At 67.8% G+C, this 22,509-nt stretch carries 17 protein-coding genes and 1 tRNA gene; 8 read left to right on the top strand and 10 right to left on the bottom strand.

From position 1 onward, the window contains the following. Positions 1-2 precede the first annotated feature (2 nt). The gene (locus ACFQ91_RS07665) at positions 3-1,151 is read left to right on the top strand and encodes a putative glycolipid-binding domain-containing protein (RefSeq protein ID WP_198500689.1); all 1,149 of its coding nucleotides are present in this window, start codon (positions 3-5) and stop codon (positions 1,149-1,151) included. Positions 1,152-1,248: 97 nt separating this feature from the next. Here ACFQ91_RS07665 and ACFQ91_RS07660 read toward each other — a convergent pair whose 3' ends face one another. Together ACFQ91_RS07660 and ACFQ91_RS07655 are read right to left on the bottom strand one after the other, a co-directional pair. Continuing rightward, complete coding sequence (locus ACFQ91_RS07660) at positions 1,249-3,411, bottom strand: 3-hydroxyacyl-CoA dehydrogenase NAD-binding domain-containing protein (protein WP_198500688.1); 2,163 nt, start codon at positions 3,409-3,411, stop codon at positions 1,249-1,251. A gap of 1 nt (position 3,412) precedes the next feature. Then, the gene (locus ACFQ91_RS07655) at positions 3,413-4,621 is read right to left on the bottom strand and encodes an acetyl-CoA C-acetyltransferase (protein WP_198500687.1); all 1,209 of its coding nucleotides are present in this window, start codon (positions 4,619-4,621) and stop codon (positions 3,413-3,415) included. 362 nt (positions 4,622-4,983) lie between these two features. Here ACFQ91_RS07655 and ACFQ91_RS07650 point away from each other — a divergent pair, with 362 nt between their 5' ends. After that, the gene (locus ACFQ91_RS07650) at positions 4,984-5,376 is read left to right on the top strand and encodes a hypothetical protein (RefSeq protein ID WP_198500686.1); all 393 of its coding nucleotides are present in this window, start codon (positions 4,984-4,986) and stop codon (positions 5,374-5,376) included. A gap of 9 nt (positions 5,377-5,385) precedes the next feature. Here the strand turns inward: ACFQ91_RS07650 and ACFQ91_RS07645 are convergent, their stop codons facing one another. Beyond that, positions 5,386-6,240, bottom strand: coding sequence for a hypothetical protein (locus ACFQ91_RS07645; RefSeq protein WP_198500685.1), 855 nt, complete (start codon positions 6,238-6,240; stop codon positions 5,386-5,388). 191 nt (positions 6,241-6,431) lie between these two features. On the opposite strand from ACFQ91_RS07645, the gene ACFQ91_RS07640 reads away from it, so the two are divergent. The 4 genes from ACFQ91_RS07640 (at position 6,432) to ACFQ91_RS07625 (ending at position 10,944) form a co-directional block, all read left to right on the top strand. Next, a complete protein-coding gene (locus tag ACFQ91_RS07640; RefSeq protein ID WP_198500684.1) occupies positions 6,432-7,748 on the top strand; it encodes a C45 family autoproteolytic acyltransferase/hydolase in 1,317 nt (438 codons plus the stop codon). A 21-nt stretch (positions 7,749-7,769) separates the two neighbouring features. Beyond that, entirely contained in the window at positions 7,770-8,261 is a 492-nt protein-coding gene (locus tag ACFQ91_RS07635; protein ID WP_198500683.1) for an HD domain-containing protein, read from the top strand. Between the two features lie 222 nt (positions 8,262-8,483). After that, positions 8,484-9,350, top strand: coding sequence for a M48 family metallopeptidase (locus tag ACFQ91_RS07630; RefSeq protein ID WP_198500682.1), 867 nt, complete (start codon positions 8,484-8,486; stop codon positions 9,348-9,350). Positions 9,351-9,423: 73 nt separating this feature from the next. After that, positions 9,424-10,944 carry a hypothetical protein gene (locus ACFQ91_RS07625; RefSeq protein WP_198500681.1) on the top strand — a complete coding sequence of 507 codons (1,521 nt, stop codon included), beginning with the start codon at positions 9,424-9,426 and terminating at the stop codon, positions 10,942-10,944. A 106-nt stretch (positions 10,945-11,050) separates the two neighbouring features. Here the strand turns inward: ACFQ91_RS07625 and ACFQ91_RS07620 are convergent, their stop codons facing one another. Both ACFQ91_RS07620 and ACFQ91_RS07615 read right to left on the bottom strand, forming a co-directional pair. Next, the gene (locus ACFQ91_RS07620; protein ID WP_198500680.1) at positions 11,051-11,452 is read right to left on the bottom strand and encodes a hypothetical protein; all 402 of its coding nucleotides are present in this window, start codon (positions 11,450-11,452) and stop codon (positions 11,051-11,053) included. Positions 11,453-11,786: 334 nt separating this feature from the next. Then, positions 11,787-11,859: transfer RNA gene (locus tag ACFQ91_RS07615), tRNA-Thr, on the bottom strand. Between the two features lie 279 nt (positions 11,860-12,138). Between ACFQ91_RS07615 and ACFQ91_RS07610 the strand changes: the two genes are divergently transcribed. Beyond that, entirely contained in the window at positions 12,139-13,230 is a 1,092-nt protein-coding gene (locus tag ACFQ91_RS07610; RefSeq protein WP_232623851.1) for a M20/M25/M40 family metallo-hydrolase, read from the top strand. A gap of 69 nt (positions 13,231-13,299) precedes the next feature. Here the strand turns inward: ACFQ91_RS07610 and ACFQ91_RS07605 are convergent, their stop codons facing one another. Together ACFQ91_RS07605 and tmk are read right to left on the bottom strand one after the other, a co-directional pair. Continuing rightward, on the bottom strand, positions 13,300-14,457 hold the full coding sequence (locus ACFQ91_RS07605; protein ID WP_198500678.1) for a DNA polymerase III subunit delta': 1,158 nt from the start codon (positions 14,455-14,457) through the stop codon (positions 13,300-13,302). Beyond that, positions 14,454-17,381 carry a dTMP kinase gene (tmk, locus tag ACFQ91_RS07600; RefSeq protein WP_232623850.1) on the bottom strand — a complete coding sequence of 976 codons (2,928 nt, stop codon included), beginning with the start codon at positions 17,379-17,381 and terminating at the stop codon, positions 14,454-14,456. The genes ACFQ91_RS07605 and tmk overlap by 4 nt, the downstream gene beginning before the upstream one ends. A gap of 262 nt (positions 17,382-17,643) precedes the next feature. Here tmk and ACFQ91_RS07595 point away from each other — a divergent pair, with 262 nt between their 5' ends. Further along, positions 17,644-18,378 carry a lipoate--protein ligase family protein gene (locus tag ACFQ91_RS07595; protein ID WP_198500892.1) on the top strand — a complete coding sequence of 245 codons (735 nt, stop codon included), beginning with the start codon at positions 17,644-17,646 and terminating at the stop codon, positions 18,376-18,378. A gap of 312 nt (positions 18,379-18,690) precedes the next feature. Here ACFQ91_RS07595 and ACFQ91_RS07590 read toward each other — a convergent pair whose 3' ends face one another. The 3 genes from ACFQ91_RS07590 to topA form a co-directional block, all read right to left on the bottom strand. Further along, entirely contained in the window at positions 18,691-19,041 is a 351-nt protein-coding gene (locus tag ACFQ91_RS07590; protein ID WP_198500677.1) for a ribbon-helix-helix domain-containing protein, read from the bottom strand. After that, positions 19,028-19,321, bottom strand: a complete 294-nt coding sequence (locus ACFQ91_RS07585) for a BrnT family toxin (protein WP_198500676.1) — start codon at positions 19,319-19,321, stop codon at positions 19,028-19,030. Before ACFQ91_RS07585 ends, ACFQ91_RS07590 begins: the two co-directional genes overlap by 14 nt. 315 nt (positions 19,322-19,636) lie before the next feature. Next, positions 19,637-22,471, bottom strand: a complete 2,835-nt coding sequence (gene topA, locus ACFQ91_RS07580; protein ID WP_198500675.1) for a type I DNA topoisomerase — start codon at positions 22,469-22,471, stop codon at positions 19,637-19,639. Between the last annotated feature and the right edge of the window lie 38 nt (positions 22,472-22,509).

The raw sequence follows: 22,509 nt of genomic DNA, 5'->3' as shown, positions 1-22,509 counted from the left end.
ACATGACTGTGCTCGCGGATCCTCCGCCACCGGACTATGTCTGCGACCGTCTCATCCTCAGGCGGTTCGACGATGCCGATGCGTCGTTCGTCCACGGCCTCCATGCGAATCCGGATCTCCTCCGCTTCATCCCGAAGGCGGCGCTGCCGCGGATCGAGGACGCCGCCGCGTGGATCACGACGGAGAATGACTCGGCGTCGCCGGGACGCGGCTGGTGGTGCGTGACTCTCCACGACGGCACCCCGGTCGGCGCTGCGGTCCTCAAGCCGATCCGCTACAGCGCCGGGGAAACGGGGGACGAGGTGGAGATCGGCTGGCGGTCCCATGCCGCGCACGCGGGCAGGGGTTATGCCGCCGAGGCGGGGGCGCTGCTGCTCGCTGCCGGTTTCGCCGGCGGACTCGAGCGGAGCATCGCCGTCGTCCGCCCGGACAATCCCGCCTCACAGGCGGTGGCCCGGCGCATCGGGATGACTCCGCTCGGTGCCACCACAAGGTACTACGACACGACGATCGAACACTTCGAGGCGACCTCCGCCGATGCACGCTCACGGCAGGTCGCTTGGAGGGGTCTCGACGATCCTGATCGCCGCGACAGCGCCGAGGTGCTCCTCGCCGACGGTCTCCACGCCGTCGGACGGCAGGTCACGGACGACTACGCGGCGGCGTGGACGGTCGACGCCCGCGACGGGTGGATCACGAGGACCGTCGCGGTCGCCGTGCAGGGCCGCGGCTGGTCGCGCGCGCTCAGCCTCACGCGGGATCCGGACACGGGTCGCTGGTCGAGTGAGACTGAGCAGTCGGGGACGCCGCCCTTCCCTTTGCCGTCGCCGGGCATCGTCGACGCCGATGCCCTCGACGGTGCGCTCGACTGCGATCTCGGACTGTGTCCGCTGACGAACACGATGCCGATCCGCCGGCTGTCCCTGCAGACCGACACGACGGCCGAGCATTCGCTGACGATGGCGTGGATCGACATGCCCTCCCTCAATGTCATCGCCAGTCCGCAGATCTACACGGGCATCGACGCCGACCGCGTCCGGTACACGAGCGGGACGCGGGATTTCACGGCTGACCTCACGATCGATGAGGACGGACTGGTCCGCACCTACCCGCAGCTGGCCGAGCGCACGGCGGTGGACCGACCGGCCTGACTCTGGGTCGAGCACACCGGAGGCCCGGACGAATCGCGTCGTCCGGGCCTCCGGTCTGTGGGCGCTGTCGGAATCTCGCCGAGCCGCTGACGTCAGCTCACTCGTAGGTCTCCCCCGACTTCGCGCGGGCGAGCAGCGACTTCGGCGGGGTGAACCGCTCACCGTAGGTCGCGGCGAGTTCCTTCGCCCGCTCGACGAAGCCGGGCAGCCCGCCCTCGTACTGGTTGACGTATTGGAGGACGCCGCCGGTCCAGGCGGGGAACCCGATGCCGTAGATCGAGCCGATGTTGGCATCGGGCACCGAGGTGAGCACGCCCTCGTCGAGGCATTTGATCGTCTCGATCGCCTCGGCGAAGAGCATCCGCTCCTGCAGGTCGGCGAACGGCTCTTCCCTCGATCCGGAGTCGAAGTGCTCGCGCACGCCGGGCCACAGGTGGGTGCGCTTGCCGGTCTCGTCGTACTCGTAGAATCCGGCGCCGTCCTTGCGTCCGGTGCGCCCCTGATCGACCATCCAGTCGATGACCGCCTCGGAGGGGTGCTCCTCCCAGTTGCCGCCGCCGGCTTCGACCGCGGCGCGGGTCTCCTGGCGGATCTTCTGCGACAGGGTGAGCGTGAGCTCGTCGAGGAGCTGGAGCGCACCGGTCGGGTACCCGGCCTGGAGGGCCGCCTGTTCGACGCTGGAGGGTTCGACGCCCTCGCCCACGGCGGCGACCGCCTCGGCGATGAAGGTCCCGATGACCCGCGAGGTGAAGAATCCGCGGGAGTCGGTGACGACGATCGGGGTCTTCCGGATCTGCTGGACGAAGTCGAAGGTCCGGGCCAGCGTCTCATCCGAGGTGTTCTCCCCGGTGATGATCTCGACGAGCGGCATCTTGTCCGCGGGTGAGAAGAAGTGGACGCCGATGAAGTCGGCCTGCCGCTCGACCCCGGTCGCGAGTTCCGTGATCGGCAGGGTCGAGGTGTTCGAGCCGAGGACGGCGTCGGGGGCGACGATGTTCTCGATCTCCCCGAAGACCTGGTGCTTGACGGGCACGGACTCGAAGACGGCTTCGATGACGAAGTCGACGCCGGCGAAGTCCTCGACCGAGGCCGACGGGTGGATGCGCGCGAGCACCGCCTCGGACTTCTCCGGGGTCGTCTTGCCCTTGGCGAGCGCCGCCTCCTCGCGCTTGACCGCGTAGGCCTTGCCCTTCTCCGCGGCGGCGAGTTCGACGTCCTTGAGGACGACGTCGATGCCGGCGCGTGCGGCGGTGTAGGCGATCGCGGCCCCCATCATCCCGGCGCCGAGGACGCCGAGCTTCTTCACCTGACGGGATTCGACGCCGTCGGGTCGGGAGCCGCCGGAGTTGATGTGGCCGAGGTCGAAGAAGAACGCCTTGATCATGTTCTTCGCCACCGCGGTGTGGGTGAGGTTGACGAAGTAGCGGGTCTCGACGGTCAGCGCGGTGTCGATGTCGACGAGCGCACCTTCGACGGCCGCGGCCATGGCCGCGCGCGGGGCCGGCATCGGGGCGCCCTTGAGCTGGCGGCGCAGGGTCGAGGGCAGCGCGGGCAGCAGCATCGCGATCGACGGTGAGGTCGGGGCGCCGCCGGGGATCTTGAAGCCCTTGACGTCCCACGGCTGCACCGCGTCGGGGTTGGCCTTGATCCAGGCCTTCGCACGGTCCTCGAGATCCGCGGCGGGGGCGAGCTCATCGATGAGACCGAGCTGCTGGGCGTCGGCGGCGGTGAACTTCGTGCCCGGCAGGATGACCTTCTGCAGGGCGTTCTGCAGGCCGATCATCCGCACGACGCGCGAGACTCCGCCGCCTCCGGGCAGCAGTCCGAGGGTGACCTCGGGCAGTCCGAAGCGCGCGGACTTCACGTCGTCGGCGGCGATCCGGTGGTGGGTGGCGAGCGCGATCTCGAGGCCGCCGCCGAGTGCCGCACCGTTCATTGCGGCGACGACGGGCTTGCCGAGCTTCTCGAGGCGACGCAGGAGCGACTTGATGTGCTCGACCTGCGCGGTCTCCGCCTCGGCGTTCTCCGGATCGGCCCGGCGCAGGCGGTCGAGGTCACCGCCGGCGAAGAACGTCTTCTTCGCCGAGGTGATGACGACGCCGGTGATGTCGTCGACGTTGGCCTCCAGCCAGTCGACGGTCTCCTCGAGGGCGGCGCCGAAGTGGTCGTTCATCGTGTTGACCGAGGAATCGGGGTCGTCGAGGACGACGGTGACGATGCCGTCGGCGTCGGTGGTGCGGGAGTAGTGAGCGTTCGTCATGTCAGACCCTTTCGATGATCGTCGCGATGCCCATGCCTGCACCGATGCACAAAGTGATGAGGCCGCGGTTCAGGTCGCGGCGTTCGAGCTCGTCGAGGACGGTGCCGAGGATCATCGCCCCGGTTGCGCCGAGCGGGTGGCCCATGGCGATCGCCCCGCCGTTGACGTTGACCTTCTCGTGCGGGATGTCGAGGTCCTTCATCCACTTGAGGACGACGGCGGCGAAGGCCTCGTTGAGTTCGAAGAGGTCGATGTCGTCGACGGTGAGTCCGGCCTTGTCGAGGACCTTCTGCGTGGCCGGGGTGGGGCCGGTGAGCATGATCGTCGGTTCGGAGCCGACGACGGCGGTGGCGACGATGCGGGCGCGCGGCTTCATCCCCATCGTCTTCCCGACCTCCTCGTCGCCGATGACGACGAGGGCGGCACCGTCGACGATGCCCGAGGAGTTCGCGGCGGTGTGGACGTGGTCGATCTCCTCGACCCAGTGGTACTTCTGCAGGGCGACGTCGTCGAAGCCGGTCTGCTCGGCGAGCTTCGCGAACGCCGGGGGCAGCTGGGACAGGGAGTCGACGGTCGAGCCGGGGCGCATGTGCTCGTCGCGGTCGAGGATCGTCACCCCGTTGAGGTCCTTGACGGGCACGACGGAGCCGTCGAAGCGTCCGTCCTCCCACGCCTCGGCGGCGCGGCGCTGGGACTCAGCGGCGTAGGCGTCGACGTCGTCGCGGGTGAAGCCCTCGGTCGTCGCGATGAGATCGGCGCCGATGCCCTGCGGCACGAAGTAGGTGTCGTAGTTCGTCGTCGGATCCTGCGACCAGGCGCCGCCGTCGGAGCCGAGAGGAATCCGCGACATCGATTCGACACCGCCGGCGAGCACGAGCGATTCGAAGCCGCTGCCGACCTTCTGCGCGGCGAGATTGACGGCTTCGAGCCCCGAGGCGCAGAACCGGTTGACCTGGACGCCGGCGACCGATTCGTCGAGCCCGGCGACGAGTGCCGCGGTGCGGGCGATGTCCGAGCCCTGTTCGCCGACCGGGGAGACGACGCCCAGGACGATGTCGTCGATCGCGGCATCGTCGAGGTCAGGGTTGCGCTCGCGCAGGGCGTCGATGAGTCCGACGACGAGGTCGATGGGTTTGGTGCCGTGCAGCGCTCCGCCGCGGTTCTTCCCGCGCGGCGTGCGCACTGCGTCGTAGATGAACGCTTCGCTCATGTGGTCCTCACAGTCTTGAGGGCGCGCAGTGCGACCGTGTGATCGCCCGCGCGGATCCCTGCAAATGGTGGTGAATCGGGGTGTCGGGCGGCATGCGCCGTCCGACGGCGCTCACGCTCGATCGAAGCTGATCGATCGTTCACTAATACTCACGGTCACCATTGAACACCGCATCGCTGTGATGGTCAACACACCGGACTCACCCCTCGCCGAGGCGGTCGCCGGGCACCCGTGGCACTGTGACGAAGGTCTCAGTGCCGGCCCGCCTCCGGACTCGTCTGACAACAGCCGCAGTGCTTATGATGAGGCGACTGCCCTGTCCGAGCAGTCGCCTCATCCCGCACTCATCCCTCAGGAGACTCATGTCCGTGATCACCCCTGCCCGCCTGCGCCCGGGCCTCGCTCTCGTTCTCGCTGCCGGTCTCCTCGCCGGGCCGATCGCCCTCGACGCGACCCCCGCCGAGGCGGCGACGAAGTCGTGCAAGGTCTCGATGTCGAACTCGAAGCCGAAGCAGTACTCGTGGACGACGGTCAAGGTCTCGAAGGTCGGGGCGAAGGCGAAGGTGACGACGACCGCGCACTACAAGACGACGAAGACGAAGAAGAACGCGACCGCCTCGAAGAAAGGCGCGGCGAACCTCGACTACTACATCTCGGGCGCCACCCCGGGCAAGAAGGTCAAGGTCACCGTCACGGCGAAGAAGGGCAAGACGTCGTGGTCGTGCTCGACGTCGTTCACCCCGAAGAAGAAGTAGCCTTCCGCCTCAGTGCTTCGGCCTGTGCCGCCCGGTCCCGTCGGTCCTCTCCGGATCGGCGGGACTCTGCGTTTCCGGGGTCGACTCTGCTGCTCGCGGGGCCCGTTCCGCGCCTGCCCTGCCCTCAACCTGCTCGCTGCGTTCGGTGATCTCGGCGTTCTCCCCCGCCTCGGCGCCGGAGGGGTCCTCCGTGACGGTCAGGCGCTCGACCTGCACGACTCGACCCTCGCCGGGCTCCTCGGTCCGGTCGGCCGCCTCGGCGCCGGAGGACGCGGACACCGCAGCCGTCGCACTGTCGTCGTCGGTGGAGAACGGGGCATCGAGGCGGATCTTCGCGATCGCCACGGCGACCCAGATCGACAGGAGCACCGGGAGGAGGATCGCGATGAGGGCCGAGGGGTCGAGGATCGAGGAGAGGTAGGAGTTGAGCTCCTGCGTGAGGTCGCGCTCGTTGACGACGCGGCCGAGTCCGTTGAGCTGGTCGAAGATCACCTGGTAGACGGTGACGTAGATGAGGAACCACTGGATGTAGTACTCGGTGATCGCGAGGATCTCCAGGCCGACGCCGGTGCGCTTGAAGATCGGCTGGACGATGAGGAACATGATGATCCCCGACGCCAGAGCCACGGAGATGACGCCGAGGAAGAGGCCAGGGCCGATGTTGATGAGTGCGACGCCGACGATGTAGAGGCCGAGCATGACGATGAGGATGACCATCCCGACGACGGTCATCGCCAGGCCCAGGCCGATGGCGCCGAGGAACCCGCCGATCCGCTTCCAGTCGCGGTTGCCCGGCGGGGTCGTGAGGATGCCCATGATGATGAACAGTCCGCACAGGACGACGAGGTGGACCAGCAGCGACATGTCATTCTCCGTTCGCCTCGACCGGAGCCGATGATGCCCAGGCCGCTTGCCCTCAAGGGTACACAGCCTCGGGGTCAATGACGCCGCCACAGGCCCGGTGACCACGGAGAACACCGCAATCCGCCCATACCTCGCGTAGAGTTGTCAATATTTTCTTGACACTCGACAGAGTGTCAACCTAGCCTTGACACATGACTTCTTTCACTTTCTACGGAATCACCGAAGACCGCCCCTCGACCCGCTGGCAGGCACTGTTCGACACCGTGTGGCCGGCCTACCGCGCCTGGTACCTCAGTGAGGGCGACTGGGCTCGACCCGATCTGGCCACCGCGGAGGCCAAGCTGCGTGAGCACATGCCCGAGCTCGTGCCGACGTGGGAGCGCCTCGTCGAACTCACCGGCAACGATGAGACGGCCGCGCGGATGCTCACTCTGTGGAACCCGCCGCGCTTCCTGCCCGGCTGCTCCCAGGTCGCCATGTCCTCTCCCGAACCGGCGCTGCTGCGCAACTACGACTACGGCCTCGAACTCTTCGAACAGGTCCACGCCTCCACCCGGTACGGCACCCGACGGGTAATCGGCACCTCCGACTGCCTGTGGGGTCTGCTCGACGGGTTGAACGAGGACGGGCTGGCCGTGTCCCTCGCCTTCGGCGGACGGCCCGGCGACGGGGACGGCTTCGCCGCGCCGCTCGTCGTCCGTTTCCTCCTCGAGGTCGCCGGTGATGTGCCCGAGGCCCTGCGCCGGCTCGAGACCGTTCCGGTGTCGATGTACTACAACCTCACGATGGTCGATGCGACCGGCAGGACCGTCACCGCGTACGTCGGGCCGGGAATGGCCCCGGAGATCATCGAGGATCCGGTCGCGACGAACCATCGGGGACGGCACCCGGACTACCCCGACCACGCTCGCCGGTTCCGCAGCGTCGAGCGTCAGGAGCTGCTCACCGAGGCACTCGAGGACGGGCGCGGAGTCGAGGAGATGGCCGAGGCGATGCTCGCACCGGGAGTCTGGAGCGGAGACTACGACAACGCATTCGGCACCCTGTACACTGCCGTCTATCGGCCCCTGAGGGGCGAGGTCGAATACCGCTGGCACTCCCGCAGTTGGACCCGCAGCCTCAACTCTCCAGAGGAGATGATCGTTGTGACACTCGACGACGACAGCACCGAACCGGTGGATCTCAGCGACTCCGGCACCGCGTCCTCCAACGCGGGGACGGCCGGCAGCGCGCACTCCGGAGGCGGCACCCGGTTCACGGCAGCCGATGCGCATGCCGATCCCGGAGTGGAGGCGGTGGCCGAGCTCATCGCCTCGGCGCGGGAGGCGATCAACGGTCTCGCCCACTCCCCCGACCCTGCGGCGTTCACCGCCCTCATCTCCCTGTCCTCCGAAGTCGGGGAGGCACTCGGCACGAGCGCCCGCCTGCTCGCCGAGCACAATTCGTGGGCCCGCGTCGCCGAACTCGCCGACGTCAGCCGCCAGGCCGCCTGGCAACGCTGGCGCTGATCGCACCCGTCAGGAGGCACCATGAACGGCACCGAGGATCTCATCACCCGCGCCGAAGCGATCGCTCGGAAGGCGCACACCGGCCAGGTCGACAAGGCGGGCCAGGACTACATCGACCATCCGCGGCGGGTCGCAGCCAACGCCGCCGCCATCGCCGAAGAGCAGGGTCTGGACTCCGCCGATGCCGAGTTCGCGATCGCGGCGGCGTGGCTCCACGATGTCGTCGAGGACACCTCGGTGAGCGCGGAGGATCTGCGTCGTGAGTTCCCCGCCGAGGTGGTCGACGCGGTCGACGCGGTGACGAAGCGCAGCGGCGAGGCCGTCGAAGACTACTTCGCCAGGGTCCGGGCCGACCGGCTGGCCGTCATCGTCAAGACCGCTGACCTCGCCGACAACACCGACCCCGCCCGGCAGGCCGCGCTCGACGATGAGACGCGCGTGCGCCTGGCCGCGAAGTACCGTCGGGCCTATGAGCTGCTCGGCGTCGACCTGCTCGGGGAGGACGCCGACTGAGCCCGTCGACGACCCGCGGCAGGCGGTGCTGTCGGGAACCGCGCTGAGGCACCCTCGCATCGGCAATGGTGGTTGCGGTGTTCTGTGTTAGTGTTTCGCAGGCTTTCGGCCGGACGGCCCCGTCCGTGAGCCCGGCGCCTGACGGGTGGTCCCTGCCGCCTCGGCGCTCTCATCCCCATCCCCCGGCTCGCCTCGAGTCGACGACGAAGAGGACACAGATCCATGACAGCCAACCAGACTCCCACCCCGGTGAGAGCCTACGGCCCCTCGGTCAGTCAGCTCCGCCACCGTGCCGAGATGCCGATGCTCGTCCTCGGCATCGTGCTCACTGCGATCGTCTCCATCGGCGCGCTCACCTACCTGCTCCTGGGCCTGCGCCTCGATGAGTGGGCCGTCGGCATCCTCATCGGCCTGTTCGCGCCGATCGTCAGCTTCATCTACATCCGCTATCTCTTCTGGTCGCAGATCTCCAACGGCGTCGAGGTCACGGATGAGCAGTTCCCGGAGCTCTACCGGGTCTACCACGATCTCGCCGTGGAGATGGGCTTCGGTGCCGGCACGGGACGGATGTCGACGATCCCGCAGATCTACGTCATCAACGGCAACGGAATGATGAACGCCTACGCATCGAAGTGCCAGCTGCAGCGCGGCTATGTCGTCGTCTACAGCGACATCGTCGATCTCGCGTACATGTACGGTGACTTCGGGGCGCTGCGCTTCATCATGGCCCACGAGCTCGGGCACATCAAGTGCGGTCACGTGAACCTGTGGCGCAACGGCATCCAGCCGATCCTCGCCCTGCTGCGGCTCTCGCCGACGCTGTCGCGCGCCCAGGAGTACACGGCTGATCGCACCGCGTCGTTCTACGCCCCGCAGGACGCGATGAAGCTCATCGCCCTCTTCGCCGGCAAGAACATGGCCAAGCACGTCGACGTCGACGCCTACATCCGCTCGGTCGATCGGCACAAGAACGGGTTCTGGCTGCGTCTGTCGAACTTCCTCGCCGGTCATGCCGTCGGGTTCCGCCGGATGAAGGCGCTCAGTCTCGTCAAGACCCAGGGGTGGAATGTGCAGGGCAAGATGCTCTGAGGCCGGCCGAGGCTCACGAGCCTCCCAGCCTGTATGTGATGACTGACACACGCCGGGGTGGAAGAATGAAGGCGTGCGCTCAGTCCTCGTCTCGGCGAATGCCCTCGGATCCGGTCGTCCTCTGCGTCTGCTGCTGTGGCCTCTGCTCGCCGCCGTCGCAGTCTTCATCCTTGCGCTGGCGGTTCTCGCCCCCGCGCTCGCGCAGCTCGAACGCTCCATCGCCGCGAGCAGTCAGCCCGGGCCTCCGGCGGACGAGTCCGCGGCGGTGAGCGTCGAATCGCCGCCGAGCTTCTCCGTCGCCGTCGGGGTCGATGACACGGTCTCAGAGATGCCGGCCCTGCAGAGCGCCATGGTCGACTACCTCGCGTTCTCCGACGAGTATGCCAAGCGCCTCAAGGAGGGTGCCCTGGTTGAGGAGTTCGGAACCGAGGAGCGTGTGCTCTCCCCCGCCGGGGCCCGCGCTCAGGTCGAGGACGGGACGTCCGTTCTCGCGGTGGTCCTGCCGGCGCAGCTGACACCGACGGTGCTGTCGGACATCCGCGACTACTCCGCGGGACGGCTCGCTGAGGCACCGACGTATCCGATCACGATCGTCGCCGGACCGCAGGCCCTCAACGAGGACCGCTTCATCGTCTCGAAGTACGAGGACGAGGTGGTTCGGCAGGCCAATGAGTTCGTCGCCGACCAGATCCGCACCGTCGCCGGCGAGCTCACGTGCGATCCTGCCGGCAGCAGCCTCGACTGTGCCCGGTCGACCGATGAGACCGCGCGGGCGTTCGAGCGCCCATTCACGACGACCGTCGACGAGGTGTCGGGCCCTGACCCGGTCGACTACTTCGGCCCGGACGCTGACGGTGCGGCAGCGATGCCGTCGGCTGGGGACCCGCCTGAGGCGACCGCCCAGGTCAACCCCGTCGCCGAGGATGTTGTCAGTGATGAGCCTGCGTGGGCGTCGTCCGCGTGGATGCCGTCCGTGGTCATCGCGTCGGCGCTCGCGGCACTGACCTTGGCATTGACGGCGTCGTTCGTCGTCAATCGGGCGGCGGGGCTGAGCATCGTCCTCGTCGGTCCGTGGCGCACGATGCGCACGCAGCGACCGTTCCCCCGGCAGACTCTGCTGAAGATCAAGCTGCTCATCGGAGCGGTCGGTTCGGTGGTGCTCGGTCTGGCCGCGGCCATCGCGGCAACCGGTATCGGCACGTTCGTCTTCCAGCATGCCGGTGGACATGCGGAGGTGCGCTTCGTCGCGGTCCTCGTCTTCAGCGGTGTGGTATCCGCGATGCTCGTGAGCATCGTGCTCGCGAGCAACGACCTGGCCGGCACAGTGTTCGGTGGCTTTGCTGCCCTGGCTGCGGTCATCGTCGTCGCGGCGAACTCGGGACTGCCCCGCCTCCTCACCCTTCCCGTCAGCGATCTCGACCTGGCGATTCAGCTGGAGATGCTCGTGTCATTGGGAAGCCCGACGACCCTGCTCGCCGAGATCGTGCCGACGCTGCTGGGATTCGCCGTCGCGACGGTCGTCGCTGCAGTGGCTGGCGTTGTCGGAACCCGCTTCTACGACCGTGCGCACAGCACGAAGGTCGACGTGCGGTGAGGTTCCGTCGCGTCGTACGGTCGACATGACGGTGCTCTCTGGTGTTGCCGTCGTACGCATACCCGTCTCCCCCTAGATTCTCTGGACCCTGTCGGGCTGGTGACTGTCAGAGGTCCGAGGGGCTGTCCGGCGGCGTGAAGTAGCGCCTCCGAAGGAGATGGAGGACAAGCCAGACGACGGCGCCGGCAATGACCGCGGTGACCACCAGATCGATGATGTCGGTACCACGACTGAAGAAGCCTGGAACCACGAACGCGAGAACGCAAACGCTCAGCAGTGCGGCACCCTGCGGAACGCTGCCGACGAAGCTCTTGACCTCGGGCCGGAGGCCCCTGGATCGGAAGTACCACCAGACACCTCCGGCGGCGAGCGTCGAGAGGACCATGAGGACCCCTATGCCGTTCACAATCGGCTGCTGGCGAAGCAGCGCTTTCACGATCTCCGCGAGAGACCCCCATGCGCACAGCGTGGTGACACCGAGCAGCACGGTGCAGGTCTTCGACGTCATACGGTTGCGCGCCTTTCGTTCAAACGGGCCCGTGGCGCGTCGTCCGCCGGGCCTGTTGGGAGCCGGAGTGTCCTCTCGCCGTCGTCGGCCATGTCTTCACGTCATTCACCGTAAGCAGGTGGCTTCGGCATGGTCAATTGCTGCGCCGATCCGGTGCGTCATCACCGGCCCGCACGCCGCCGACGCGTGACTCGGCATCGGCACGCTTGACATAGCTAACCGTGCGCACAGCACGAAGGTCGACGTGCGGTGAGGTCCCGTCGCGTTGCAGGGTCTGGGGGACGAATCAGGCCGGCTGACTCAGCATGTCTGCTGGTCAACCGGCCTGTTGCCGAGCCGCCTGCGGGAATCGAACCCGCGACCTATTCATTACGAGTGAATCGCTCTGCCGACTGAGCTAAGGCGGCAACCGCACCAACTCTAGCCAATCCGAGCACCGCGGGTCAAAACGGACTACGGACCACCTCGGTGCCTGGAACCACCCACCCCACACGTGCGCGTGCATGCCGCTGATCTGCGGTTTCAACCGCCCCGACGACGGTGATCCGCGACTCTCCCACGACCTCCATCTGCTGGTGAGAACGGGTGCGACACGTGTCACACTCAACCGACCCGCTAACCTTGGGTGATACCGACTGCGAAACTGAGAGGCCGATTACGTGAGAGAGTTCGATTCGACAGAGTTCATGAGCGACTTCCAAGCGCTCATCGAGTGCGAATCGTTCTCCCATGACCCCGCGGCGCTGGCCCGCAGCGCCCAGCTCATCTCCCGCATCGGCACCGGCCTCCTCGGAGCCGCGCCGCACGTCATCGAGACCGACGGCCATCCGCACCTGCTGTGGCGCTTCGGCTCCGGAGAGCGCGAGGTCGTCCTCATCGGCCACCACGACACCGTCTGGCCGACCGGCACGATCGAGTCCTTCCCCTTCTCCGTGGCCGACGGGGTCGTCCGCGGGCCCGGTGCCGATGACATGAAGGGCGGAATCCTCATCGCCCTCTACGCCATGGCCCGACTCCGCTCCGAACGCGGCAGCCTCGACGGCGTGAGCGTGCTCATCACCTCCGATGAGGAGCTCGGCTCCCCCGGGTCACGGCAGATCATCGAAGACGAAGCGCGCGGCGCGAAAGCCGCCCTCGTCTTCGAAAGCGGCGCCCCGGACGGCTCGGTGAAGATCGCCCGCAAGGGCGTGGCGATCTACTCTCTCGAGGTCGCCGGTCTCGCCGCGCACGCCGGAGTCGAACCCGAGAAGGGCATCAACGCCACCGTCGAGATCGCCAACCAGGTCGTGTCGATCGCCGCCCTCCACGCCCCGACAGTCGGGACCTCCGTCGTGCCCACCGTCATGCGCAGCGGCTCGACGACGAACACCGTCCCCGCCGAGGCGGTCGTCGGCATCGACTCCCGTGCCGCAACCGTCGCCGAACAGGAGCGCATCGACGCCGAACTGCGGGCGCTCACCCCCACCGTCGCCGGTGCCCGACTCGATCTCAAGGGCGGGATCAACCGGGGTCCGCTCGAAGAGGAGATGGCACTCGGCCTCTACGCCCGCGCGCAGCGCCTCGCCTCGCACCTCGGCCACCCGCCGCTGCGGTCGGTGGCCGTCGGCGGCGGCTCGGACGGCAACTTCACCGCCGGAGTCGGGACACCGACCCTCGACGGTCTCGGCACCGTCGGCGGCGGCTCCCACGCACGCACCGAACACGCCCTGCAGGTGTGGATCCCCCGCCGCGTCGAACTCACCGCTGCCCTCGTCGGCGAACTCCTCGACGAGGACTGACCACAGCAGACTGTTCACGGCATCCGCCGCTCCGAGTCCGGCTCCATTCGTGCAGAGGACGGGCAAGACTCAGGCGGCACCGTCGCGGTCGGTGAGCAGCCAGGGATTCGACAGCAGCACGAACGCCGATTCGACGATGAGCACCGGTGACATGTTCGTGGCCAGACGCCGCCGCGCCTCGGCGATCGCATCGATGCGCAGCAAGGTGGTGTCCGCAGTGTCCCGGTTGCCCTGTTCGGTGATGAGTTCGTCCTCGCCGGCATTGATCCACCCGTCCCGCATGCCCAGCTGGTACATGAGGATGTCGCGGTAGAGACTCATGAGCTCGAGGAAGATCCGGTCGAGTTCGTCATTGCGGGCCCGCACCGACCGCCGCTTCTGCTCCTCCTCGAGCTTGCGGATCTGCGCTCGCGCCGACGGCGGAACGGTCTTCTCCCCGGCGATGCCGAGGGTCTCCATGAGGTCGCTGCGCTCCTTCGCATTGCGCTCCTCGACCCGGGCCTTCGCCGTCTCCGCGGCTTCGTCGACGATGCGCCCGGCCAGCCGGATCGTCGCCCCCACCGAGGTGAGTTTGCCCGGAATCGCGAGGATCTTCCTCCGCTCGTCGGCCGCGAAGTCGCTCAGCGCCATGTACTTCGCCCGACCGATGTGGTTCTGGGCGACGGCCGCGGCCCAGCGCGCCCGCTCGGGATCGACATGGTCGCGGTCGATGAGCAGGCTCGCCACGGCCTCACGTGAGGGAATGCGCAGGCGCACGGGACGGCACCGCGATCGGATGGTCGTGAGGACGTCGATGGGGCTCGGGGCGCAGAGCAGCCACACGGTCGCCGGCGGGGGTTCCTCGATCGCCTTGAGGAGGACGTTCGCGGTGCGCTCGGTCATCCGGTCGGCGTCTTCGATGATGACGACGCGCCACGGGGAGTTGACCGGTGCGGTCTGGGCCTTGCCGACGAGTTCGCGCACCTCGTCGATGGCGATGACCGACTTCTGCGTCGACATGATCGTCAGCGACTCGTGGTGGCCGGACATCACCCTGGCCGTGACATCATTGGGCGCCTCACCGCCGGAGATGAGCGCGGCCGCAAACGCTCTGGCCGCGTTCGACCGACCGGAGCCGGGCGGACCGGTGAAGAGCCACGCATGCGTCATCGCCGCCGGCGAATGAAGCGCGTACTCGAGTTGGCGAACGACGTCGTCCTGTCCGACGAGTTCGTCGAAGACGCTCACCGGGACCCTCCGGGACCGTTGAAGCGGTTGCGGTTGCGCTCCCGCTGCTGGCGCACACGCTCCCGGGCCTGCCGTTCGATCTCAGCCTGTGCCTGGAGGCGTTCGCGGCTCATCTGCCGGGCGCTGCGGGCCGGAAGCACAGTCGTGGCCGCTTCGTCGGAGCCGTTCGACTCCTCAGTCGCCGAGGTCTCGATGATCGTCGTCGGCGCCTCATCGGGATCGTCCTCGTCGGTCACCGGTGCCTGCGGCCGGAACGTGCCTGCCGAGAGCACCGTGGTCTCGGCTTCCTCTCGCTCATCCGGCGTCGCTGCGCTGCTCGTGCGCTGCTCGATCTCGACGGCGTCGTCATCGCCGACGACGTGGGCGGCTTCGGTCACCGAGTGCACTCGGGTCTCTGCCTCACCGTCGGTGACGAGCGGTCCCTCATCGCCATCCTCTGCGTCGGGACCATCGCTTGCCGACTCCGGTGTCCGCGCGTCATCGTTGGTTTTGGTCTCGTCGTCTGTGCTGCCCCGGTCCTCGGTGCTGCGACCGAGGAACGGCTCGCTCCGGTCGGCAGTCGTCTCGTCGGCATCCTCACGCAGGTCGGCACCGAGGTCGACCTTGTCGGTGGGAACGCTATCGTCATCATCGGTCGGTGATCCGACCTCGCTGACGGGGACGAAACGCGCCCGCGGACCGTCGGCGGACTCACGTGACGGTCGCTCCTCCGAGGCCGTTGCCGCAGACGCATCGTCTGCCGCGTCGCCCTCGGCGGTGCGGGTCGACTGTCCGACGGTCGGCGAGTCCTCGGGCACTAACGGGGCGGCCTGCGTCGCAGGCAGCACGCGCTCGCCGGTCCCCCGGCCAGCCTCATCGCGGCTGGGCGAATCGTCGTCCGCGCCACCGGCGGGTGAGGGCGTCGTGGTCTCAGCGCTGTCCGGCCCGTCGCTCTGCGGCCTGGGTGTTGCGGCGGCCGCCGCGCCTCCGACGGCCGGCGTCGCCGACTCGGCGTCGGTCGCGGAACCGGGGACCGCCTCGGCGACGGAGCCCTTCCTCAGGGTGTGCGGCAGGCGCGCATGCACGGCTGCGAGGATCTGCCCTGCCAGCTCCTCCTGGGTCACGGACGCGTCGAGGACGACATAGCGCTCGGGGTCCTTCTGGGCGCGGTTGAGGTAGGTCTGACGGACCCGCTGATGGAACTGCTGGTTCTCCTGGTCGAGGTAGTTCGACTCCCCGCGGGCGCTCATCCGGGCGGCGGCGACCTCGGGGTCGATGTCGAGGACGATCGTCAGGTGCGGGATGAGTCCTTCAGTGGCCCAGCGGCTGAGCGCGAGGATCGTCTTCGGGTCGAACTCGCGGCCGGCCGCCTGGTAGGCGACGGTCGAGTCGATGTAGCGGTCGGTGATGACGATGCTTCCTGCCTCGAGGCCGGGATCGACGAGCGAGGCCACATGGTGGGCGCGGTCGGCGGCGAAGAGGAGGGCTTCGGTGCGGGCGCTCGGCGGTTCGGCGTCGAAGAGCACCGAGCGGATCTTTCGCCCGAGTTCGGTGCCGCCGGGTTCCCGGGTCGCCTCGACGCTGTAGCCCTCGTCGGCGAGTTCACGGGAGAGTCGGGTGATCTGCGTGCTCTTGCCCGATCCGTCGCCGCCTTCGATGGCGATGAAGAACCCGGGGCCGAAGCGGTCGGCGAGGGCGCCGACGCCGTCCTTGTTCGCGTCCTCGGACTGGCTGGGCGGGCGGAAGCCGTGGACGATGTCGACCGAGAGTCCCTGCATGCCGTGCGGGTCGAAGATGCAGAGGCCGATGATGCCGGCGACGAGCGCGGCGAACCCGATGACGACGAACGCGACATCGGCCGGCGGCAGGGTGAAGATCGCGTCGGTGCTGATCGGGGCCACGGTGATGTCGGCGGCGTTGATGAGGAGGGCGATGAGGGCACCGCCGACAGCGCCGATGCGGCGGGAGAAGACGTAGACCTGGGAGCGCACGCCGATGCCGACGAGGAACGCGACGACGCCGGCGAGCACGACCTTGCCGGAGAGTTCGTCGATGGCGCCCGTGGCGATGAGGAGGACACCGGAGACCGTGAGCGCGAACGCCGAGACGCGCGGGCGGGACATGCCCGGCGCGAACGTCGGCCCCATCTCGAAGCCGATGGCCCATCCGAGGAGGGCGACGACGAGCATGAGCGCGTACCCGGCCTGACCGAACTCGTGTTCGACGGCGGTGGGTTCGGCGAGGATGAAGGTCGCACCGAGGACGCCGAAGAGGGCGATCGGGACCCACGGCTTCTCGATGCTCGCCGGGGGCCTGGCGACCCGCGCCTTCGCGACCGGGAACGACCCGGTCGTCGACGATTCCGCGTGCAGTGCGCGTTCGGGCGTGAGGTAGATCATCACGGCGCCGATGACCATGGCGATGCCGACGAGCAGGCTCATCCAGCCCAGCGCACTCGTTCCGGCCACCGCCCCGCCCATGATCTGGAAGGAGCAGGCGAGGAAGAGGAGGACGGTGGCGGGAACGCCGACCCGGCGCCACGGCTTCTCGTTCGTGAAGGGGGTGAGGCTCATGAGGAGGCCGATGACAGCACCGAGGACGAGACCGGTCACCCAGGTCAGCCACGCGCTCGGGGCGAGGCTGAGGACGATGAGGAGGGCCGCCTCGACGACGGCGGAGATGCTCAGGGCCCGTTTGCGCACGGCCGGCCCCCGACCGGCAAAGACCTTCGACGGGATGAAGAGACCCGCACAGGCGAGGACGAAGACGATGAGCAGGGACAGGCTGCCGGCCTGATTGTCGAACTCGCCGGCGCCGAGGGTGTCGGCGAGCGTCGTGAACGCGCGACCGCTGACGGTCGTGAAGAACCCGCTGGTGCCGGCTACGACGTAGCTGATCGCGGCAAGGACGATGAGGGCGCCCCACACCGCGGTTTCGGTGACCAACCGGCCAGGAGCGCCGGGAAGTCGATGTCCTGTAGTCGTCAACATGCTCACGCCACTACCCTATCTTCAGGTGCTGACATATCTCTTGGAAGCCCCGTGAGTCTCGGCTGGCCTTCCGGTGAGTCCCGCCGGTGTCGGGTGCGCGGTCGCCGCCAGTGTCCGGCGTGTGTGGGCCATCCTCTACTCTTGATCCGTGACGACAGACCGTGAACCCGCACCGGACGATGCCGGCCCCACGACCGGAGACGACTCCCGCACCCCGATGGATCGCGTCGAGACCGAGGGCCTGTCCCCGATCGACGAGCTCGCGTTCGCCCGTGTCCTCCTCGACTCGGTCAAGGCCGGGCGCCGAGGCGCGACGCTGCGGCTCTACCGTCCCGCCCCGACCGTGGCCTTCGGTGCCCGCGACCGCTTCCTCCCCGGCTTCCCGGCCGCCGTCGAAGCCGCCCGCGACCACGGGTTCACCCCCGCTCTGCGCAGCCTCGGCGGACGCGCCGCCGCCTACCATGAGGGCTCTCTCGTCATCGATCACATCGAACCGAGCGATTCCTTCATCACGAACACCTCCGCGCGCTTCAGCCGCTTCGGCGAAGATTATGTCTCAGTGCTGCGCGGCATCGGCGTCGACGCCCGCCTCGGCGAGATCCCCGGCGAATACTGCCCGGGAGAGTACAGCGTCAACGTCGCCGGACGGATCAAGGCCATCGGCACCGCGCAGCGCGTCGTCTCCGGGGCGTGGCTGTTCTCGTCCTCGGTCATCGTCACCGACCCCGATCCGATCCGCGCCGTCCTCACCGACGTCGAGGCCGCACTGGGCGTGACGTGGGATCCGCTGACCGGCGGGGCGATCAGTGAGGTGCACCCGGAGATCACGGTCGATGCCGTCGCCGAGGCGTTCGCCTCCTATTTCGCCCGCGACTTCGCGCTCACGCCCAGTTCGCCGACGGCAGACGAACTCGCCGCCCTGCCCGCACAGGCCGCCGGACACGTGCTCTGAAGACGGTGGCGGCGGTGCCCTGGGAGATGCTCTGCACGCGGGGTCCGGGTGGGCGTCCGGTGGCGGGGAGACGCAAACGGACTTCACGGCGGCCTTCCGCGGCCACCCCGGATTGTGCGCCAGGTTCAGGGTGGAATCTGCTCCGATTTGACCCTGAACCTGGCGCACAACCACCGTCGTTGCGGCGCACACTCGATGTGAGGCCGCTTTTCGGCGGTCCGCCGACCGCTGAGCATGTGAAGAGCCCCCGGGTACGTACCCGGGGGCTCTCACTTGCGTGAAGCAGCGGCCTGACTCGAGGAGTCTGCGTCTTCACTGCTGGCCGGGGATTACGCAGCCTGCTTGAGCTCGCGCCTTCACTGCCGCCACATCGCGTTCCAACCGGTCCAGTGCCGCAACGAGATCTTCGTCGCCGCGATTCGACAGTCCCTCGGCGATGAACTGTCGCGTGAGCGCTGAGACGGACACTCCTGACTCCTCCGCGAGCGCCTGGAGCTTCTCAAGAACATCAACAGGGACTCGCACGGTCAGCAGCGGTGAGGCACTTCGATTCGATTTGCGCCACTCACCTTCTGCCAACTTGTCCCGGTAATCAGCGGTATCGGCATCCAATTCGGCGCGCAGTGCTGCGCGCGCCTCGGGAGGAACACTACCTTTCGTCATGACGGCTTCCTTCGTAGAGCTTGCGATGCGATTCATTGGCGGGCCAAGCATTGCCGCCGTAGAGCAGACCTTCGTGCCTGACAACGATGACGACCAGCACCTCTGCCCGCGTGGAACTCCACCCGATGTATCGATCAGATTTGCCGGATCTGCTGGCCGGATCAGGCGTCAGCAGGAGGGCTTCCGGATCATCGATTGCCTCCTCTGCCTCTGTCTGCGTGACACCATGGCGCCGCCACATGTGTGCAGCTGCGCGCGAATCCCACTCGATCGCCGTCACACAGAAAGTGTATGACATTCGTTATACAGTGCAATAGCCCTTTACGCCGCAGAGTTTCCTACTGCCCACTGGCAGTCAGCCGGATTGTGCGCCAGGTTCAGGGTGGAATCAGCTCCGATTTCACCTTGGAGCTGGCACACAATCACCGTCGATGCGGCACACCTTCGATGTGAGGCCGCTCTTCGGCGGTCCGCCGACCGCTGAGCATGTGAAGAGCCCCCGGGAACGCACCCAGGGGCTCTCGCACGCGCAGAACGCAGAGCAGTCGCCTGACTCGAGGAGTCCTGCCTCGCCGCCGGCCTCAGGCCGCCCGGCTCAGGGGGTCTTCGGCTTGGCCGCAGTCGTCTTCGAAGCCGTGGTCTTCTTCGCCGCCGTGGTCCGTGACGTCGTCGACTTCTTCGCCGCAGTTGTCTTCGCCGCGGTGGTCTTCGCCGTCGTCGACTTCTTCGCCGCGGTCGTCTTGGCTGCAGTCGTCTTCTTCGCCGCCGTCTTCTTGGCGGGAGCCTTCTTCGCCGGTGCCTTCTTCTTCGCCGGGCCCTTCGCACGCTTCTCGGCGAGGAGTTCGGCGCCACGCGCTGGAGTGATCGACTCGACGTCGTCATCCTTGCGCAGGGTCGCGTTCGTCTCCCCGTCGGTGACGTAGGGGCCGAAGCGACCGTCCTTGACGACCATCGGCTTCTTCGTCTCCGGGTCCTCGCCGAGTTCCTTGAGCGGGGGCTTGGCCGTGCGTCCGCCGCGCTGCTTCGGCTCCGAGTAGATCTTCAGCGCCTCCTCGAGGGTGATCGTGAAGATCTGCTCCTCATCGGTCAGCGACCGCGAATCCGTGCCCTTCTTCAGGTACGGGCCGTACCGGCCGTTCTGCACCGTGATGTCCGTGCCCTCCTCGTCCTGGCCGACGATGCGGGGCAGGCTGAGCAGCTTGAGCGCGGTCTCGAGGTCGATCGTGCCGACGTCCATCGACTTGAAGAGCGAACCGGTGCGCGGCTTGGGCTTCTTCGCGCCGCGCTTGGGCTTCTCCTCGGACTCGGGCAGCACCTCGGTGACGTAGGGGCCGAACCGGCCGTTCTTCGCCACGATCGTGTGCCCGGTCTCCGGGTCGACACCGAGTTCACGGTCGCCGTCGCCCTGGTTCTCGATGAGTTCGGCAGCCTTGGCGGCGGTGAGCTCATCGGGAGCGAGATCGTCGGGAATCGACACGCGCTTCGGGTCCTCGCCCTCGACCCCCGAGGTGACCTCGAGGTACGGGCCGTAGCGTCCCACGCGCAGGGCGACGCCGTCGCTGATGCGCACCGTGTTGACTTCGCGGGCGTCGATCTCGCCGAGGTCGTCGACGATCTCCTTGAGACCCTCGCGGTCGAGGCCCTTCCCGCCGAAGTAGAACCGGGCCAGCCAGGCCTTGCGATCCTCTTCGCCCATCGCGATGCGGTCGAGTTCGGATTCGAGATCGGCGGTGAATTCGTAGTCGACGAGTTCGGTGAAGTGATCTTCGAGCAGGCGGACGACGGAGAACGCCAGCCAGCTCGGCACGAGCGCATTGCCGCGGGAGGTGACGTAGCCGCGGTCCTGGATGACCGAGATGATCGAGGCGTACGTCGAGGGGCGGCCGATGCCGAGCTCTTCGAGCTGCTTGACGAGGCTCGCCTCGGTGAAGCGCGGCGGCGGGGCGGTCGTGTGACCGTCGGCGGCGACCTTGACGACGGAGAGCTTCTGGCCCTGCTCGACCTGCGGCAGGCGGGATTCGCCGGACTTCGTGTCGTAGCGGCTCGCGTCCTGACCCTCCTCGTAGGCGGCGAGGAAGCCGCGGAAGGTGATGACGGTGCCCGAGGCGCTGAAACCTGCCTCATGGCCGTCGCCGAGGTCGGCTGCGACCTTGATCGTCGCCGTCGAGCCCTTCGCGTCGGCCATCTGACTGGCCACGGTGCGCTTCCAGATGAGGTCGTAGAGACGGAACTCGTCGCCGCTGAGCGACTTCGCCACCTGCGCAGGCGTGCGGAACGAGTCTCCGGCGGGACGGATCGCCTCGTGGGCCTCCTGCGCGGACTTCTGCTTGCTCGCGTACTGGCGCGGGGACTGCGGGACGTACTCCGGACCGTAGAGCTCGGTGACCTGGCGTCGGGCCGCGGCGATCGCCTGCCCGGACAGCGCCGAGGAGTCGGTGCGCATATAGGTGATGTAGCCGTGCTCGTAGAGCGACTGGGCGGTGCGCATCGCCTGGCGGGCGCTCATCCGCAGCTTGCGGCCGGCCTCCTGCTGCATCGTCGAGGTCGTGAACGGGGCGGCGGGCCGCCGCGAGTACGGCTTCGATTCGACGCCGGAGACGGTCAGCGCGTTCTTCGCCGGCCCCGCGAGCAGGGTTGCGAGCTCTTCGGCCTTCGCCTGGTCGACGACGACGGCGGACTTGGTCTTCAGCTCGCCCTTGTCGTTGAAGTCGCGACCGCTGGCCACCCGCGACCCGTCGAGGGTCGTGAGGTTCGCGGCGAACGGGTTCGACCCGTCGGGCAGTCCGAGATCGACGTCGAGGTCCCAGTAGTCGGCGGAGACGAACGCCATGCGCTCGCGTTCGCGTTCGACGACGAGCCGGGTCGCGACCGACTGGACGCGGCCGGCGGACAGGCCGGCGCGGACCTTGCGCCACAGCACCGGGGAGACCTCGTATCCGTAGAGGCGGTCGAGGACGCGGCGGGTCTCCTGCGCGTCGACGAGGTCGATGTCGATCTCGCGGGTGTTCTCGAGTGCCCGGGAGATCGCCTCGGGGGTGATCTCGTGGAAGACCATCCGCTTGACGGGGATCTTCGGCTTGAGCACCTCTTTGAGGTGCCACGCGATGGCTTCGCCCTCGCGGTCCTCATCGGTGGCGAGGAAGAGTTCGTCGGCGTCCTTGAGCAGGCGCTTGAGTTCCGTGACCTTCTTCTTCTTGCCCGGATCGACACGATAGTAGGGGTCGAAGCCGTTGTCGACGTCGACGGCGAACTTCCCGTACGGCCCCTTCTTCATGTCGGCGGGCAGCTCCGACGGCGTCGGGAGGTCGCGGATGTGTCCGACTGAGGCCTCGACGTCGTAGCCGTCGCCGAGGTACCCGACGATCGTGCGCGCCTTCGTCGGGGACTCGACGATGACGAGACGACGGGGCTTCTTCTCGGTTGTGGCCACGCTCACTCATTCCTTTCGGGGCACGGGGTGATCGACGA

This window comes from Brevibacterium sp. NPDC056726 (assembly GCF_042790515.1).
Classification (GTDB): Bacteria; Actinomycetota; Actinomycetes; order Actinomycetales; family Brevibacteriaceae; genus Brevibacterium; species Brevibacterium sanguinis.
This window is presented reverse-complemented; position numbering and strand designations above follow the sequence as displayed.